At 44.8% G+C, this 18,277-nt stretch carries 15 protein-coding genes and 1 tRNA gene; 12 read left to right on the top strand and 4 right to left on the bottom strand.

Going from position 1 to position 18,277, the window contains the following annotated elements:
* Positions 1 to 15: 15 nt before the first annotated feature.
* The 9 genes from pyrR to ACU1JV_RS03625 all read left to right on the top strand — a co-directional run bounded on the left by pyrR (position 16) and on the right by ACU1JV_RS03625 (position 9,300).
* The gene (gene pyrR, locus ACU1JV_RS03665; protein WP_013372067.1) at positions 16 to 576 is read left to right on the top strand and encodes a bifunctional pyr operon transcriptional regulator/uracil phosphoribosyltransferase PyrR; all 561 of its coding nucleotides are present in this window, start codon (positions 16 to 18) and stop codon (positions 574 to 576) included.
* Positions 577 to 578: 2 nt separating this feature from the next.
* Positions 579 to 1,493 carry an aspartate carbamoyltransferase catalytic subunit gene (locus ACU1JV_RS03660; RefSeq protein ID WP_058711738.1) on the top strand — a complete coding sequence of 305 codons (915 nt, stop codon included), beginning with the start codon at positions 579 to 581 and terminating at the stop codon, positions 1,491 to 1,493.
* Positions 1,494 to 1,553: 60 nt separating this feature from the next.
* On the top strand, positions 1,554 to 2,876 hold the full coding sequence (locus tag ACU1JV_RS03655; RefSeq protein ID WP_413986666.1) for a dihydroorotase: 1,323 nt from the start codon (positions 1,554 to 1,556) through the stop codon (positions 2,874 to 2,876).
* Positions 2,877 to 2,938: 62 nt separating this feature from the next.
* Positions 2,939 to 4,075, top strand: coding sequence for a glutamine-hydrolyzing carbamoyl-phosphate synthase small subunit (gene carA / locus ACU1JV_RS03650; protein WP_013372064.1), 1,137 nt, complete (start codon positions 2,939 to 2,941; stop codon positions 4,073 to 4,075).
* 1 nt (position 4,076) lies between these two features.
* Positions 4,077 to 7,292, top strand: coding sequence for a carbamoyl-phosphate synthase large subunit (carB, locus tag ACU1JV_RS03645; RefSeq protein ID WP_058829865.1), 3,216 nt, complete (start codon positions 4,077 to 4,079; stop codon positions 7,290 to 7,292).
* A gap of 66 nt (positions 7,293 to 7,358) precedes the next feature.
* Positions 7,359 to 8,153, top strand: coding sequence for an orotidine-5'-phosphate decarboxylase (pyrF, locus tag ACU1JV_RS03640; protein WP_081317856.1), 795 nt, complete (start codon positions 7,359 to 7,361; stop codon positions 8,151 to 8,153).
* Positions 8,150 to 8,791, top strand: coding sequence for an orotate phosphoribosyltransferase (gene pyrE, locus ACU1JV_RS03635; RefSeq protein WP_413986665.1), 642 nt, complete (start codon positions 8,150 to 8,152; stop codon positions 8,789 to 8,791). The genes pyrF and pyrE overlap by 4 nt, the downstream gene beginning before the upstream one ends.
* A 147-nt stretch (positions 8,792 to 8,938) precedes the next feature.
* Complete coding sequence (locus tag ACU1JV_RS03630; RefSeq protein WP_010345444.1) at positions 8,939 to 9,103, top strand: hypothetical protein; 165 nt, start codon at positions 8,939 to 8,941, stop codon at positions 9,101 to 9,103.
* Between the two features lie 123 nt (positions 9,104 to 9,226).
* Positions 9,227 to 9,300 (top strand) — tRNA-Ile (locus ACU1JV_RS03625).
* A 253-nt stretch (positions 9,301 to 9,553) separates the two neighbouring features.
* On the opposite strand, the gene ACU1JV_RS03620 is transcribed toward ACU1JV_RS03625, so the two are convergent.
* The 3 genes from ACU1JV_RS03620 to ACU1JV_RS03610 all read right to left on the bottom strand — a co-directional run bounded on the left by ACU1JV_RS03620 (position 9,554) and on the right by ACU1JV_RS03610 (position 13,047).
* Positions 9,554 to 10,351, bottom strand: coding sequence for a DUF4352 domain-containing protein (locus tag ACU1JV_RS03620; protein ID WP_413986664.1), 798 nt, complete (start codon positions 10,349 to 10,351; stop codon positions 9,554 to 9,556).
* Between the two features lie 579 nt (positions 10,352 to 10,930).
* Positions 10,931 to 11,263, bottom strand: a complete 333-nt coding sequence (locus tag ACU1JV_RS03615; protein ID WP_019688017.1) for a hypothetical protein — start codon at positions 11,261 to 11,263, stop codon at positions 10,931 to 10,933.
* 287 nt (positions 11,264 to 11,550) lie between these two features.
* Positions 11,551 to 13,047, bottom strand: a complete 1,497-nt coding sequence (locus ACU1JV_RS03610; RefSeq protein ID WP_446724496.1) for a GDSL-type esterase/lipase family protein — start codon at positions 13,045 to 13,047, stop codon at positions 11,551 to 11,553.
* A 165-nt stretch (positions 13,048 to 13,212) separates the two neighbouring features.
* Here ACU1JV_RS03610 and ACU1JV_RS03605 point away from each other — a divergent pair, with 165 nt between their 5' ends.
* A complete protein-coding gene (locus tag ACU1JV_RS03605; protein WP_025676468.1) occupies positions 13,213 to 15,474 on the top strand; it encodes a helix-turn-helix transcriptional regulator in 2,262 nt (753 codons plus the stop codon).
* On the opposite strand, the gene ACU1JV_RS03600 is transcribed toward ACU1JV_RS03605, so the two are convergent.
* Entirely contained in the window at positions 15,471 to 16,370 is a 900-nt protein-coding gene (locus ACU1JV_RS03600; protein ID WP_165079609.1) for a carbohydrate ABC transporter permease, read from the bottom strand. The two genes, ACU1JV_RS03605 and ACU1JV_RS03600, sit on opposite strands and share 4 nt — an antisense overlap.
* 269 nt (positions 16,371 to 16,639) lie before the next feature.
* On the opposite strand from ACU1JV_RS03600, the gene ACU1JV_RS03595 reads away from it, so the two are divergent.
* Complete coding sequence (locus ACU1JV_RS03595; RefSeq protein WP_013371980.1) at positions 16,640 to 17,605, top strand: ABC transporter permease; 966 nt, start codon at positions 16,640 to 16,642, stop codon at positions 17,603 to 17,605.
* A gap of 21 nt (positions 17,606 to 17,626) precedes the next feature.
* Positions 17,627 to 18,250 (top strand): YesL family protein, encoded by a 624-nt coding sequence (locus ACU1JV_RS03590; protein ID WP_126666827.1) that lies wholly within the window; start codon positions 17,627 to 17,629, stop codon positions 18,248 to 18,250.
* The last annotated feature ends 27 nt before the right edge of the window (positions 18,251 to 18,277 follow it).

The following is an 18,277-nucleotide window of genomic DNA, read 5'->3' as shown; positions in this document are numbered from 1 at the left end:
GAGGAGGCTGGAAGCATGAGTAATGAAACACATGTACTGATGGATGAAATTGCGATTCGTCGGGCATTAACACGGATTGCACATGAAATTTTGGAGAAAAACAAGGGTATCGACGATTGCGTGCTAGTAGGTATTCGAACACGCGGAGTTCATCTGGCGCAGCGTTTGGCTGAAAAAATTGCTGAGATTGAAGGCGCACCGATTCCATGGGGAGAGCTGGATGTTACAGCCTACCGGGATGACCGGAGCAGCGTTGCCGAGGCTAAAGGAAATGGAAAAGAGCTTTTGATGAATCCTGCTGACGTATCGGTTCATGATAAGAAAGTCATTCTCTTTGACGATGTGCTGTACACAGGCCGCACCATTCGCGCGGCGATGGATGCATTGATGGACTGCGGACGACCGCAAATGATCCAGCTGGCTGTGCTAGCAGATCGCGGACACCGTGAGCTTCCGATTCGTCCGGATTACATCGGCAAGAACATCCCGACCTCCAAATCTGAGGAAATCGTAGTTGCACTTCAGGAGACGGACGGTAAGGACGAAGTGACGATCATTCAGAACCGGGGGGAATAGGTATGATCACAACAGCCAGTCAACTTAGAGAACGTAGCCTGCTCGGATTAAAAGAACTTAGCCGAAATGAAATTGAGTCGATTCTGGATCGTGCTCATTATTGGGAATCACAGCCGCAAAAGCTGATTCCAGTCCTACAGTCACGCTTCGCGGCCAACATGTTTTTTGAAAATAGTACGCGTACACGCTTTTCTTTTGAAATGGCGGAGAAGCGGCTCGGCGCTCAGGTTTTGAACTTTTCCGCCGCGGCTTCCAGTGTGGAAAAAGGGGAGTCCATTTACGATACTGTACGTACGCTCGAATCCATGGGCATTGATGCTGGAGTCATCCGGTTAAAGCCAGCCGGAGTGCTGCAAGAGCTTGCTGAGAAGGTCAGTGTTCCGCTGGTTAATGCGGGAGACGGCAACAATGAGCATCCAACGCAGGCTTTGCTGGACCTCTACACCATGCGCAAAACTTTCGGTGAGCTTAAAGGCTTGAGAGTATCCATCATAGGAGACATTTTGCACAGCCGTGTAGCTCGCTCGAATCTGTGGGCCTTGCAAAAATTCGGAGCCAAGGTTAGCTTCTGTGCGCCGGACAATATGCAGGCACCTGAGCTTGCAACGTACGCGCCTTATGTGCCAATGCAAGAAGCTTTGCAGGCAGACGTGGTCATGATGCTGCGAGTCCAGCTTGAACGGCATGCTGAAGGGATGTTGCGCTCAGCGGATGAGTACCGAGAGCAGTACGGTCTGACAGAAGAAAGAGCAGCGAGCCTTAAGTCCGGAACAATTATCATGCACCCGGCTCCAGTGAATCGGAATGTGGAGATCGATAGTGCAGTTGTGGAAAGCGAGCAATCGCGAATTTTTCCGCAAATGGCCAACGGGGTTCCAATCCGCATGGCGGTTATGGAACGGGCAATGAAGCTGTAGCAGCTGTCAGTAGGATCGTAGGAAAAAGTTGCAAAAAACCTGAGCGGAGGAATATTTCAGATGAAACAATTAATTATGAATGCAAGCGTATTGAACGAGCAGGGCGAGACGGAATTAAAATCCATCCTAATCGCTGACGGAAAAATTTTGGCTATCGCAAATGCGGAAGCCGGAGTTAGCCTCATTATGGAAGAAGGGGCATCTGGACAAGAGCTCGAAGTCGAAAAAATCGACGCCCAGGGAAAGCTGGTCATCCCCGGTCTAATCGACATGCATGTGCATCTGAGAGAACCTGGCTTTGAATATAAAGAAACAATTGAAACAGGCAGCCGCGCTGCGGTGAAAGGTGGATTTACCACGATTGCCTGCATGCCAAACACACGTCCAGTGACAGACAATGTAGACACGGTTCAGCTAGTGCTGAAAAAGGGTAAGGAAGCTGGGCTGGCCAAGGTACTTCCTTACGCAGCCATCACGAAAAACGAACTGGGACGTGAGCTGACAGATTTTGAAGCGCTCAAAGCAGCAGGTGCCATCGGATTTACTGATGACGGAGTCGGAGTGCAGAGTGCACAAATGATGAAGGATGCCATGTCACGAGCTAAAGCGCTGGATATGCCAGTCATTGCACACTGTGAAGATAACACACTTGTTGTAGGAGCAGCGGTGACGGACGGTGAATTTGCCAAGCGTCACGGACTCAAAGGTATCCCCAATGAATCCGAGGCAATCCATGTTGGACGTGATATTCTGCTATCCGAAGCAACTGGGGCACATTATCATGTATGCCATGTCAGCACAGAGCAATCGGTGCGATTGATTCGCCATGCCAAATCTTTTGGCATCAAGGTTACTGCAGAGGTATGCCCGCATCACTTGGTATTGTCCGATGAGGACATTCCTGGGCTGGATGCCAACTGGAAAATGAATCCTCCACTACGCTCCCCGCGTGATGTACAGGCATGCATCGAGGGGCTGGAGGACGGAACGATTGATATCATCGTAACGGACCATGCAGCACACAGCGAGGAAGAGAAGGCAAAAGGGATGGAGCTGGCGCCATTTGGAATCGTTGGATTTGAAACAGCCTTTCCGCTGCTGTACACCAAATTCGTAGCTACCGGGCAATGGACGCTGGACTTTCTGGTGCGCCGTATGACGGCTGACCCAGCGCGTGTCTTCCGCCTTGATACGGGACGTCTGGAAGAGGGAGCACCCGCTGACCTGACCATGATTGATCTGGAGCAGGAGCAGGCAGTTGATCCACAAACGTTTGCCAGCAAAGGACGCAACACTCCTTTTACAGACTGGAAGCTCAAAGGCTGGCCGGTGAAAACTTGGGTAGACGGCAAACTGGTATGGTCTGCTGACGAAGCAAAATAATACACAACTAATTAAAAAAATAGAACCTTATAGCAGGAAACAAAATAGAGGAGTGAGACGGGATGCAGGCAAGATTGTTACTTCAGGACGGCACGCTGTTTACAGGCACATCATTTGGTGCGGAAGGTGAAAAAACAGGCGAAGTCGTTTTCAACACAGGGATTACAGGCTATCAAGAGGTGCTGACGGATCCCTCTTATTGCGGACAAATCGTAACCATGACTTACCCGCTAATTGGAAATTACGGAATTACTCGTGATGATTTTGAATCAGTACGGCCTTATGTCCACGGCTTTGCTGTTCGACATTACGAGCCGGCGCCAAGTAACTGGCGTGCTCAATACAGCGTGGGCGATTTGCTGAAGGAATATGGCATCATTGGTATTAGCGACATCGACACCCGCATGCTCACCCGGATTATTCGCCATCACGGCACAATGAAGGGCATTTTGACGACTGGTTCCCAGCCGTTGGAAGAACTAAAAGAAATGATGTCCGACATGACCATAGAAGAACTACGTAATCAGGTTCCTTTGACTTCTACTCCTCATCCGTACAGCAGCCCTGGCAACGGAGAACGGATTGTATTGATTGACTATGGTGCTAAAAGCGGCATCCTGCGCGAACTGAATAAACGAGACTGTGATGTGGTTGTCGTTCCACATGATACGACGGCCGAGGAAATTCGACGCTTGGATCCGGACGGTATTCAGCTGTCCAACGGTCCTGGAGATCCAAAAGACGTACCGCATGCTGTACGTACGGTGGCTGAATTGCTAGGGGAATACCCGATTTTCGGAATTTGCTTGGGACACCAGTTGTTCGCCTTGGCTTCGGGAGCAGATACGGAAAAGCTGAAATTCGGACATCGCGGTGGTAACCACCCGGTGAAAGAACTGGAGAGCGGACGCTGCTTCATCACATCACAAAATCATGGCTACACAGTGAATGAGGAATCGATCCAAGGAACAGAACTTGAAGTGACGCATATTAACAACAACGATAAAACGATTGAGGGTCTTAAACATACTAAGTATCCCGCGTTTTCGGTGCAATATCATCCAGAGGCTGCGCCTGGTCCTTACGATAATGGCTACCTGTTTGACCGCTTCCTGGAAATGATCCGTGAACACAAAAGAAATCAACCAAAGCAACCGCGTCAGGCTGCTATCGCCGCCGCAGTGAGAGGAGAGCGCTAATATGCCGAAAAATACAGAACTTAAAAAAATACTCGTGATCGGTTCCGGTCCTATCGTCATTGGTCAGGCAGCAGAATTCGATTACGCTGGTACACAAGCTTGTCAAGCGCTCAAAGAAGAAGGCGTCGAGGTAGTACTGATCAACAGTAACCCGGCAACCATCATGACAGACACCAATATGGCAGATAAAGTATACATCGAGCCGATTACACTTGATTTTGTAACACAGATTATCCGCCAGGAGCGTCCGGATGGTCTCCTTCCTACACTGGGAGGACAGACAGGTCTGAATATGGCAGTGGAACTGGCTCGCGCTGGGGTGTTGGAACGCGAAAATGTTAAGCTGCTCGGAACTCAACTGAATTCAATTGAAAAAGCTGAAGATCGGGACTTGTTCCGCGACTTGATGCGTGAGTTGGAACAGCCAGTACCGGAGAGCGTAATTGTAACAACACTGGAAGAGTCATTGGAATTTGCTAACGAAATCGGTTACCCCATTATCGTTCGTCCGGCTTATACGCTGGGAGGTACAGGCGGTGGGATTTGCGCTACAGAAGAAGAATTACGTGAAACAGTCAGCTCTGGCTTGCGCTACAGTCCAATCGGGCAATGCTTAGTGGAAAAAAGTATCGCAGGTATGAAGGAAGTCGAGTATGAAGTTATGCGTGACGGCAATGACAACTGCATCGTTGTCTGTAATATGGAGAACTTCGATCCGGTCGGCGTGCACACTGGCGACAGTATCGTCGTAGCACCGAGCCAGACACTGTCAGATCGTGAGTACCAAATGTTGCGCTCGGCTTCTCTGAAAATTATTCGCGCCCTCAATATCGAAGGCGGCTGTAATGTACAGTTTGCGCTGGATCCGCACAGCTATCAATACTACGTGATTGAGGTCAACCCACGGGTGAGTCGTTCCTCGGCACTGGCTTCCAAGGCGACAGGATATCCGATTGCCAAAATGGCGGCCAAAATTGCACTAGGCTACACACTGGATGAAATTGTGAATCCAGTAACGGGACAAACGTATGCTTGCTTTGAGCCGACATTGGATTACATCGTGAGTAAAATACCACGCTGGCCATTTGACAAGTTCATTTCTGCCAACCGCAAGCTTGGCACACAAATGAAAGCAACCGGTGAAGTCATGGCCATCGGACGTACATTTGAAGAATCTATCCATAAAGCGGTCCGTTCTCTGGAAATTGGGGTACATCGCCTGCATCTAAAGGGCGCCGATCAACTATCTGATGAGGTACTCAAAGAGCGTCTGGCTAAAGCAGATGATGAGCGCTTGTTCCTGGTAGCCGAGGCATTCCGTCGTGGCTGGAAACAACAGGACATTCAGGATGTAACCAAAATTGATTGGTGGTTCCTCGATAAGGTAGAGGGAATAGTCAAGTTCGAATCGATTATCGCTGAAGAGCCTGAGCTGACCTATGAAACGCTCTATCAGGCCAAACGAAAAGGATTTACCGACCGCTCCATTGCCGAGATTCGCAGTATGGGTCAACAGAAGAGTATGACAACCGAGTCTGAGGTTCGTGAATTCCGTCTAAATCAAAACCTGCGTCCTGTCTACAAAATGGTAGATACGTGCGCAGCCGAGTTTGAAGCCACAACTCCGTACTACTACTCCTCTTATGAGGTGGAAAACGAAGTGATTCCATCCAACAAAGAGAAAGTTATCGTACTCGGCTCAGGACCTATTCGGATCGGTCAAGGGATTGAATTTGACTACTCCACCGTGCACGCGGTATGGGCTATCCAAAAAGCAGGTTACGAAGCGGTAATTATCAATAACAATCCGGAGACCGTCTCTACAGACTTCAACACGTCGGACCGTCTCTACTTTGAGCCACTTTTCTTCGAAGATGTAATGAATGTCATTGAGCAGGAAAAACCGATTGGTGTCATCGTCCAGTTCGGCGGTCAAACGGCGATTAACCTTGCAGCTCCACTTAGTGCGGCAGGCGTTAATATTCTGGGTACGAGTTTGGAAAGTATCGATGAAGCAGAAGACCGGAAAAAGTTCGAACAGCTGCTGTCTCGCCTTGCTATCGCCCAGCCTAAAGGCAACACGGTCACGTCGGTAGATGAAGCGGTAGGAACTGCCCAAGCATTAGGGTATCCGGTTCTGGTACGTCCATCCTACGTCCTGGGCGGGCGTGCTATGGAAATTGTGTACTCGGATACGGAATTGCTGCGGTACATGGAAGAAGCGGTTAAAATCAATCCGGAACATCCTGTGCTCATCGACCGTTATATGTTGGGCAAAGAAGTTGAGGTTGACGCCATCTGTGACGGTGAAACGGTCCTGGTACCAGGGATTATGGAACATGTGGAACGGGCAGGGGTTCACTCAGGTGACTCGATCGCAGTATATCCGCCACAACACTTGTCTGACGAGCTGAAGAAAAAAGTCGTGGACATTACGATCAGCATCGCCAAGGAATTGAAAACGATTGGTCTGGTAAACATTCAGTTCGTCATTCATCAAGATGAAGTCTATGTCATCGAGGTTAACCCTCGTTCCTCACGGACAGTTCCTTTCCTGAGTAAAGTAACGAATATTCCGATGGCAAATCTGGCGACACAGGCCATTTTGGGCGGTAAGCTCAAAGATGCAGGCTATACAGATGGACTATGGCCTGAAAGTAATTATGTCTCGGTTAAGGTTCCTGTATTCTCCTTTGCCAAGCTGCGTCGTGTAGAGCCGACACTGGGGCCTGAAATGAAATCTACAGGTGAAGTTATGGGACGCGATATCCAGTACGCCAAAGCATTATACAAAGGACTCGTAGGTGCAGGTATGAAAATTCCATCTACTGGGGCGATCATCATCACAGTGGCGGATAAGGATAAAGAAGAAGCTGTCGAGCTGATGCAGGGCTTTTACAGATTAGGCTACAAAATTATTGCTACAGGTGGAACGGCAGCAGCCTTAGAACAGGCCAACATTCCAGTGAACACTGTTAACAAGCTAAGTGAGGGCAATCCGAATATTCTGGATATGATCCGCACAGGTGAAGCCAACTTCGTCTTCAACACGCTGACCAAAGGAAAAACACCAGAGCGTGACGGATTCCGCATCCGCCGTGAAGCAGTTGAGAACGGTATTGTCTGCATGACCTCGCTGGATACAGTGCGCGCTCTGTTAAAAATGCTGGAGACGATTAACTTCACATCCGAATCGATGCCAGTTCTGAGCAACTAACAAGTTATGAATAGATGAGAAAAATAAGTGGTAATGGGAAGGACATTCATCAGCTTTTGCTGACGGATGTCCTTTATCACGGGCAAATATACCCGAATTGATGTGAGAAGGGGCGGTAGAACGGTGAACGAAGCATTTCAGCAGATGGCAGGACGGCTGATGGTTGCGCTAGATTACCCGGATGCACAACAGGCAGAGCAGTTAATTCGGCAGCTTGAGGGAATTCCTTGTTATATAAAAGTGGGGATGCAGCTGTTTTATAGCGCAGGACCAGCTTTTGTAAAACAATTAAAATCAAGAGGATACTCCGTATTTCTGGATTTGAAAATGCATGATATCCCTAACACGGTACGGGGAGGGGCAGAGAGCATTACCCGTCTAGGGGTGGATATGTTTAACGTACACGCTGCTGGAGGACGCAGTATGATGTCGGCAGCCAGAGCCGGAGCCGAAGCAGCGATTTCCGCAGACAGCTCACTTGCCATGCCGCTAATTATTGCAGTCACACAGCTGACCAGCACGGATCAGACGACCATGAATACGGAGTTAGGCATTCCTGGCACAGTACAGGATGCTGTTGTTCGTTATGCACAATTGACGCGTGAGGCTGGATTGGACGGTGTGGTCGCATCCCCATTGGAAGTGCCTGCAATTCGTGCGGTATGCGGATCTGACTTTAAAACCATAACCCCTGGCATACGCCCGGCTGGCAGCGCTACAGGTGATCAGTCGCGTGTCCTAACACCTGGACAAGCCATTGCCCAGGGCAGCAGCTACATTGTCGTTGGACGGCCGATCACGGCAGCATCTGACCCACGCTCCGCAGCGAAACATATTATTGAGGAGATGATACAAGTATGACTACAATACACAATATACCAGAGCAAATTGCATCCCATCTGTTGCGCATTCAGGCAGTAGCACTGCGTCCACAGCAGCCTTTTACATGGACATCAGGCATTAAATCCCCTATCTACTGTGACAATCGCTTGACCATGTCCTACCCGGAGGTGCGTGAACTAATCGCAGACTCTTTTGCGGCTCTCATCCGAGAACAATACCCTGAAACCGAGGTTATTGCCGGCACAGCCACAGCAGGGATTCCTCATGCCGCCTGGGTGGCGCAAAAGCTAAATCTGCCAATGGCTTATGTCAGAGATAAAGCCAAAGGACACGGGAAAGAGAATCAAATCGAAGGCCGCATCAGCGCTGGACAAAAGGTTATGGTTATCGAAGACCTCATCTCTACCGGGGGAAGCTCCATTAAAGCAGCACAGGCAGTAGAGCAAGCAGGCGCTCAGCCGTTAGCTGTACTGGCTATTTTCAGCTATCAGCTGGACAAAGCCACTCAAGCTTTTGAAGAAGCAGGAGTGAAGCTACAAACCCTGTCCAATTACACTGCCTTGATGGAGGTTGCCTTGCGTGAAGGAACCATCCAGGAGGAAGAGATGGAACTGCTACGTTCCTGGCGTCAGGACCCGGCTTCCTTCGGCAAATAAGGCTGAGTATTAGAGATAATGGAGCTAATAAGTAGTGCGTCACAGACTCATTGCGATCCAGTCCAGACTGTTAGAAATCAAGCTGTGTAAATCGAATTCGATCCGGTTACACTAACTCCTACTATCATGGGAAAAGAGGGAGTTCGGATGTATTGGGTTTACTACGGCAGACTGTACACGACTAAATTTCAGGCAGGATGTTTGGCAAAAAGGCTGGAGCATGACGGATGGATGTACGGCTACAATGATCCCCGCGCAGTGGAGGTGTACCGCTCGCGCAAAGGTCGTTATGGTGTCCGATTTATTCCATAGGTTTACAAAAATAATTTTCAAAAAGAAAATTTCTAAAAACTATTGACGAAACACAAGAAAATGTTGTATATTAATTAACGTTGCTGTTACGAATATGTAACGTGAATATACATGTTTTTTTGAGGGCCCTTAGCTCAGTTGGTTAGAGCGGTCGGCTCATAACCGATTGGTCGGGGGTTCGAGTCCCTCAGGGCCCATTTCCTCAAAAACCCTTGCTAAGCAAGGGTTTTTTTGTTGTTTACAGAGGGCGGAAGTAAAATCGCCATTTGAGGAGGAAATTCTAAGTTGCTAACGAGCCTTCTCTTTCTCTTTTTTACTTTTTATGAATTCGATTTATTTTTTGATCTTTTATTGCCATCAAGAATGCATCCCGTAGAATATATTGCATTACCCGAAGGGGGCAGTATCTATTCTAGGGGATGCAATTCGCTAGAAGGAGCTCCGAAAAGACTATTTTATTGAAATCTTAAACTTGAATGGATTATATTCAAGTTCCTCTGAAGAACCTTTTGCAATTAAGGTTAAATCCTTAGAAGAGTCTATTTTTGAGAATGTAAGGATTCCTTCTGTCTTCACACCAGGTAGTATTTCGGACTGTAATTCAGGGTAAGTATAGCTTACGCGATCAAACGTTGGTTCGTATTGTTTGTTTCCTTGAACCAATTTAGTATAAAAGTCATAATAATTTATAGTGCTTGTAGATCTGTTTTCGATTGCCATATAAATCCGAGTTTCCTCTTCAGCAAACTCGACTTTTTGAAGAGTCATGATATAGCCCTTTTGTTTTACTGACTTATTTACTTCTATAGTGCTCAATGTAGGATCAATAAACATAGATTTTTCTATTTTATTTGCTGAGATGGCAGGAGCTGAGGTGTAATTGCCGTGGGTCGTTCTATAACGATATTTTTCTATGACAGTACCAGTTACGTGGATAAAATCATTCTCTTTTACATTAGAGAAGCTGGAAAAACTATCGCCGTAAACAAAAGTGTTTTTTTCATTATTTTTCGGATCAGCATTCACTTGAACATAAATTCCATTTCTATTTTCCTTAGGACCATAGGTGATTTGTCCATAAAAATTAATAGAGCGATCTTCAAACTGATCAGCATTTACATACATTTGTTCAAATTCTTCTTTTGATAGTAATGAATGATCTTTACTTGATGATACTCCACATGCTGTTAATCCCATTATAGAAATAATAAAAGCACACAAAAGAGAGAAAAAAGTTTTATTTTTCACGAACCCAATATCCTCCAGTATAAAAATATAGTAGCAATAATCTATCAGAACTAGTTCTATTTTTCTATAAAAATTTAAAACAGGCTAACTCAAGATATTGAATCTTGCTACCCAACAAAAAATACAAAAATAAGATTTCTCTAATGGTCTGTAAGTACATTTAAAGAATAACTAATTTCACTATTTTTTCTAATATTTATACCGCAACTTACTATGAGGACTACAATTCAAGTCTGCAATTTATGCTTATGGGATTTTTTATGTAGTTGTTTTTGTGGTTTGGTTTGCCAAAATCTTATTATGTAAGGAACTAGTTAATGTCTCAGAGAGTACAAACTGTTATTGATAAAGCTAGGCCTTGTTTTTATTGGATTCGGTCCAAATATGATCTTTAAAGGTCAGAGAACAAGACATTGGGGAGCAAAGAGAGGGGTGACTCAGCCCATCCGTTTTTAATAAGTTCCGAGTATATTAATTTTGAAGCCTCTCATGATAACGTCGCTATAGCTAGTAGGAATATAGGTCCAACAAAGAAAGCACTGCTCGAATAAACGAACAGTGCTTTTTTAAGGCTTTTTCCTAGTTTACCTTAACGGTATACACCATTCTCAATTTACCGTTACCGGCGTAAATCTCAACTCTTGCATTCGTTGCAGTGGTGGTAGTTACCACGCCGGAAGCGGAAACGGTGACATTTCCGCTCGCCACTTTATAAGTATCCCCTGGGTAATTTGACAGGGCATAGGAATAATTACGTGGCAACGTAGCCGTTCTGTAGTATACTCCATTAACTTCTACAATAGGTGTAATTACTGGAGAAGGGCCTACTGATGCGGACGCACTAGGAACGATAATACTTCCAAGGAGTCCCAAAGACATAGCTGTTGATAATAATATTTTCTTAGTATTCATTAAAAAATCCTCCTTATGTATGATATGAGCTCCTAAAATATACCATGTAAAATTGTTGATTTCACTTCATTCGACAAATGTTGTCAAAACAATGCAATAAAATGATCCTAAAGTCCTATTAGATACAAAATAATTAAAATATAACAATTAAAGAAATTTATTATGTGTACTGTATTTTTGAACTATTCCCTATAGATTGGCTATCTTCGCTAAAAAGAAATAAAAAACGGACATCAGCGTGATACGCTCGAAGTCCGTTTTCGTATTAACATACCTGGCACTTGATATCAGTTGACAAGTTGGTGTGCAACCGTCTCACTGATATTTAGATTTCTATCGATCATGCATTGCTTTAATGCAGATAGCTCCGTACTTTGACAAATCGCTTCTGCTACAAGTTGGGCAATTTTCCTTGCTCCTTCGTCAGAAAAATGGGTATTATCTGCTACCCCGGCTGGGTAATTAGGGTGCATTTTTTCAGGCAAATGCATAAATAGAAGTTGGGACTCTTTTTCACCCATGGAATGATAAAGCTGCTGTGATGCTTCGAAAATATCGAGCAACGGTGTTTGGGTTTCCTCGGCTACTTTTCGCATGGCATCGGGATAAGCTCCTACGGCCAGCGGATCAGGTTCACCGTCCGCGGTAAAACGGCGGCGGCTTACAGAGGTCAATAGCACAGGAATTCCGCCACGTTCCCGAGCGGACTGAATGAATTGAATTAAGTTTAGACGGTACTCTCCCTCAGGATCGGTGTAGCGCGTGGGGTCTTCTTTTTTCTCATCGTTATGTCCAAATTGGATAAACAGATAATCGCCAGCTTGAATATCTTTTTCAATATCAGCTAATCGCCCTTCTACTATAAAGGATTTGGTGCTTCGCCCATTGACGGCACGATTGTCCACATGAACAGTAGAGTCCAAATGAGCTTGCAAATGTTCGCCCCAGCCTGTCATCGGTTTTTCGGTTGCTCCTTTTTGGGCTGCAGTAGAGTCTCCTGCGATAAACAGTCGAGTTGTCATCCGCTGTCTTGTCTGCGCATATCCATGTTTTTGAAGCCATTTTTCCGCCAGGTCGAGCCATTGTCGGCATTCACGGTTGTCCTCAGACAGTCCCAATCCGTGCCGCCCTTCTTCAAATACATGCAGTTCAAACGGAATACGCTCTCTGGATAATGAGAAAGCGAACAACAGGCTATTTTCTACCGGTACAGCTCCATCATTGGCCGTTGTCCACATAAAAGTTGGGGGTGTCTGTGCAGTCACTTGCCGATCGGATGAAAAGGCTTGAAGCTGCTCCGAGTTCGGCTGTTCGCCTAAAAAGTGCGTACGGCTTCCCAAATGCGTATAAGGCTCATGGAATGATATTACAGGGTATCCCAACATCAGAAGATTTGGTTTTTCCGCTCCAATCGTGGACACAATGGAGGCCAGGTGACCGCCTGCTGAGAAACCGATGAGACACACTTGATCAGGGATCACTTGCCAGTCATGCGATGTTTGGCGAATCCATTGCAACGCATGTTCTACATCTTCCAGCAAGGAGGTAACCTCGAAATCGCCGACCTGATACTCCAGCACACCCGCGTGAATACCTAAATCATTTAACCATCGGGCGATCGGCTCTCCTTCATGTGAAGCCAAATGCTCGTAGCCACCGCCAGGTAACACCAATACAAAAGGACGAGCTTCACGGACCGCTACAGGATAGAGGGAGAGAAAGGAAGTGTCTAACGGAAATTCTTCTTTTACAATCTGTTCTTTAGAACTAACGACATGTAACATAAGAGACCTCCAAATTTCTTTTTATCTGCCGCAAACCAAACTAAATCAACTTAAATTGGAATGATACGGATGTAAAAAATAATGCACACGTGAAAAAAATGATTTAAACCTTGTTATGAAAGCGCTATAATTTGGTGTGATACCAAGAACCAAAGGGGGAGCGCAATGAAAAAAGGAAGAATGTTCTACACTATTTTTATTACGATTCTGGTTTTGGGAATAGGATTGGTGGCCAGCTTCGGCAGCTACATCTATTTTACAACAATTAGCTCCGTTGTGGAGAGAGTTTCCAATACCAAGCAAAGCTACATGGCGCAGATTAGAAATAGCCTGGAGCAGAAAATTCAAACGATTGAATACGCTTTTAATACGTATAGCACGACCAGTTCCTTTAATGAAGTTGTCAAAAATCCCATTACAGAAAAAGATTTTGTAGCATATCGGAATGTGAATACCCAGCTCAATTATATTGCTACGATGGGATTAGAAGGAACCGAGTATTCACTGATCAGCCTAAATCAGAATTGGAGAATCTCCAATGGAAGCCTGTCTTATTTGACGAAAACGGAACGAGAACAGCTGATTAGCACCTATATAGACCACCAGGATAAGGGACTATTCTGGATTAAAACAGATAAAGGAATCCGTTTTGTGAATACCTTGCCTGTGTTTTCCAAAAAGAAGCAGGCCATTGCACTGTCTGATATTTCGTCGCAGACGTTAAGTCGTACCATTCAAACAGAGGATCATATGCCTGTGATTATTTTGAATAACAAAGGCGACTTAATGTACGAAACGGAGCCTGCTACTCCCTTATTGTCTACTCAGCAGCTTCAGCACATTTCAGAAGTAACTGCTAAATCAGACAACACAGGCATGCTAACGTTGGAGAAAACGGAGCATCAGCCAGCACGGCAAATCATTTATGCTAAATCTGCTTACAACAATTGGACTTACTTAACGGTATTAGATAAAAAAGAGATTGCAAACGCGTTTCAAACGACCAAATTTGGGATTATCATGATGGGCCTTGTATTAACGCTTTTAATAGTGGTGGTGGCCTACATCATTGCCATTTACTTTACCAAGCCATTTCAGCAAATAAAACGCAGCTTGCCGAAAAATCCTAATTTCGCATTCAAAAATGAACCTTCTAAAAATGAAATTGAGTGGATTATTAATTCCATCGACAACATTGTAACTGAGAAGGAAAGCTTGGAAAGTCTCATTCAGTCCGAAATGCCACAGTTGGAAACGCAATTGATTCTCAACCTGTTTCGCAAACGTGTTTCCGCAGAGGAATTGGCACGAAAAATGCCACGTCTGGGCTACCCGCAGATCGAGAATCAAATGTATATTACCTTGTTAGTTCAACTGGATAATCTGGGAGATCGAGAACCTTCGGATAAAGATATTTTACTGCTGGCTATTAACAAAATCGTAGAAGAAACGATTCCAGAGCAGCTGCGTATGCTTCCGATCATTTTGAACGATAACACTCAGGCTACCATTTTAATTTTGGCAGGTAAGAGTGCACAGGAAATGAGAAAGCAAGTGCTGGATCATGCGACCCTTTTGATTCAGCATGTAAAAGAGTATTTGAATGTATCCATCAGCATCGGTATTAGCACAGCGTATGATAACTTGTTAGAAAGCAAAGAAGCTTGTGAGATGAGCAAGCAAGCATTACATCACCGTTTAAATCTAGGTAAAGAGTCGATTATTTTTTATGAGGATATTTCCATGGTCATTTCAGGTCCGGTACTGCTTCATTATCCTGCGGAATTGGAATCGAAACTGTTTGATGCCATTCGCATAGGGGATGAAGAGCAGGTATATCATACCGTGCACTCTTTATTGGCAGAAATGATGACAAAGAACAATCATTCCATGAACTTTGAAGTGCTATTGGTACGATTTGTAAATAACCTCATCCAATTAGAGCAGCTATTAGGGATTGAAGTGCTACTGACGCAAGACAATCATGCCTTGTATCACCGTTTGCTGGATATCCGTAACCCGGAGGAGATAGAACGCATGCTGTTAGAACAGGTTATTTTCCCCATGGTAAAAAGCATGAAGGAGAAGACCAACCAGCAATTCCGCTGTCTCTCAGAGAAAATTGCCGCGATTATCCGTGCTGAATATGACCAGGAATTATCATTAGAACTCATTGGAGATCGACTGCATTACAATCCGAATTATTTAAGCAGTATTTTCAAAAAAGAATACGGTACAACGTTTAGCGAATATCTGATGGGCTATCGCCTGCAAATGAGCAAGAAGTGGCTCGTTGAGACAGATATGACGATTAAAGAAATCGCCGAGCGACTGCAATATCATAATTCGCAAAACTTCATCCGCTCTTTTCGGAAAAAAGAACAGGTTACACCAGGGGCTTATCGAAAGATGAAGCAAGCCAATTAACCTTTAACCGCCCCCAGCAAAGCTCCTTTGACAAAGTGCTTTTGCACAAATGGATACACGATTAACATTGGAACGGTCGCTATAACAATGACCGCCATCTTAATCGTCTGCGCAGGCGGGATGACATCTACCGCGGTTCCTTCTGCCTGCATACCACTGGAGACGATAACAATTTGGCGAAGCAGGACTTGAATTGGCCATTTGGCAGAATCATTGATATAGAGAATGGCGTGCATATACGTATTCCAGTAGGCAACAGCATAGAACAAAGAAATAGTTGCAATAGAAGGCAGGGCTAATGGCAACATAATTTTAAAGAAGATTCCAAAATCGTTGCATCCGTCCATCTTAGCCGATTCCTCTAAATCATCCGGCAATGCCTGAAAAAAGTTACGCATGATAATCAGGTTAAATGCATTAATAGCCACGGGCAGAATCAAGGACCAATACGAATTGATCAGCCCCATGCTTTTGACAACGAGGAATGTCGGAATCATCCCCCCGCTAAACAACATAGAAAACACAACAATGAAGTTAATCGTATTGCGGCCAAGTAGATATTTTCGGGATAACCCATAAGCCATAAAAGCGGTAAAAATCATACTTACAACTGTACCCACGATCGTTACTCCGACCGAAACCCCAAGTCCTCTAAAAATCGTTGGAGTGGATAGGATATAGCGATAAGCATCCAGGGAAAAAGTTACAGGGAATAAAATAAACTTCTTGGCCACTACTTCCTCAGTTGAGGCAAATGAGCTGGCGATGATATTCAAAAAAGGCAAGAGACAAGTGAGGGCAATGAGAATCAAAAGTGTACTGTTTACAATGTTGAAAATACGACTGCCCAGTGATTCTTTTTTTCGTAATTTTGGTTTGATTAATGGTTGTTCCAATGTGGGTGACCTCCTTGTAATCGTTTACAATTAAACCTTATCAAGAGGAAAGAATTCCGTATATAATCAAATCTTGAGGTGTTCTCTAAGCGTGGAAAACAGAGGATGATCATTAAGTTGTGTAGTAATCATTAGCTAAGGTGAAGAGGCTATAAAGTAGGCTGTCGGCCTACTTTTGTAAACGCTATCATTTGATGATTATATGCGGAATGCCGAAAATAACGTACTCTTGAAAGCGTATACAGGAATGTTTGAAGGAGGTCGAACTAATGAAAGTTTCAAGTGTCCCCGCACCAAATATGAAGATGAAAATGAAGAAGAACAAAAGAACGACGGAAAGCCTTTTACGAATGCAGAAACACAAGCTGCTCTATCTGATGGTTTTACCCGGATTGGTGTACTTCATTATCTTCAAGTACTTCCCTATGGGGGGATTGGTAATTGCATTTCAGGATTATCAAGCATTTCAGGGAATCACAGGCAGTCCATGGGTAGGAATGAAGCATTTTATTCGTTTGTTTACTGAGCCTACGTTTTTTATGCTGCTTCGCAATACGCTGATTTTATTTGCACTGAATATTGTAATCTTTTTTCCGTTGCCCATCATATTGGCGCTCATGCTGAATGAAGTTAGGAAGATGTTTTTCAAAAACATTATTCAAACCATTATCTACATTCCGCACTTTATGTCATGGGTTATCATTGTTTCGATTTCTTATGTATTCCTGACAGTGGACGGCGGTGTACTGAATGAAATGATTGCCGCGCTGGGCGGTGAGAAGATCAGCTTCTTAACATCTCCGCAGTGGCTGCGAACGGTATATATCGGGCAAGTGATTTGGAAGGAACTCGGCTGGTCTACCATCATTTATTTATCTGCAATTACAGTGGTGGATACGCAATTGTATGAGGCAGCAGAAATGGACGGCGCTGGACGTTTGCGAAAGACATGGCACGTGACGTTGCCAGCGATCCGCCCGGTTATTATTACATTGTTAATTTTGAAAATTGGTAGCACGCTGGATTTGGGCTTTGAGCATATGTATCTGCTATTGAATTCATTAAACCGCGAGGTTGCCGAAATCTTTGACACCTATATTTATACTGCGGGTTTAAAGAATGGACAATTAAGTTTCAGTACGACAGTAGGACTTTTTAAAGGTGTAGTAGGTTTAATTCTGATTATGCTCTCCAATCGACTCGCTAAGAAATTTGGTGAAGACGGCGTTTACTAATGACGACGGGAAGGATGCAAAATGGTACGGTTTGTAGAAAACATGAACAAATGGTGCATGCGCCTGCTACGCCTGGTCTACCTTAACTTGCTGTGGACGATTGCGACGATCCTGGGCTTGGGTTTTATAGGTGTTGGGCCTGCAACCGTTGCTATGCTTAGCATTTTAAGGCAGTGGATTCGGGGCAATGAGGAAGTCGCCATTTTCTCGACGTTTGTACGTTACTTTAAAGAAAGCTTTAAAGAAGCAGCCATCATTGGCGGGCTTTACAGCCTTGTGGGTTACGTGCTCTACGTGGATATCGTCAACGTCTCATCCTGGTATATTCGTGTGGTGACGCTGATGGGTGCCTTTTTGTATCTTATCTCTTTGGCATACATTTTTCCGTTGCTGGCTCACTATGATTGGAAAGGCATCAAGCTGAAGATCAAGATGTCGATCGTGATTGGTTTTTCGTATTTACAATATACACTTGTTCTTTTTGTAGCCATTGTCGTGCTTTATGCATTGATTCTAGGCTTGTACCCAGGAATTCTAACTTTTGCCGGAGCGAGCATCATCGGTTATCTCGTGATGTGGATGACGCATCAGGTATTCAGCAAAATAGAGCGAGAGGTTCTGGTGAAAGAGGAAGATATGGTATGAATATACAAACCAAAAAGGAGCAAACAC

Source organism: Paenibacillus sp. T2-29, assembly GCF_052921365.1.
This window is presented reverse-complemented; position numbering and strand designations above follow the sequence as displayed.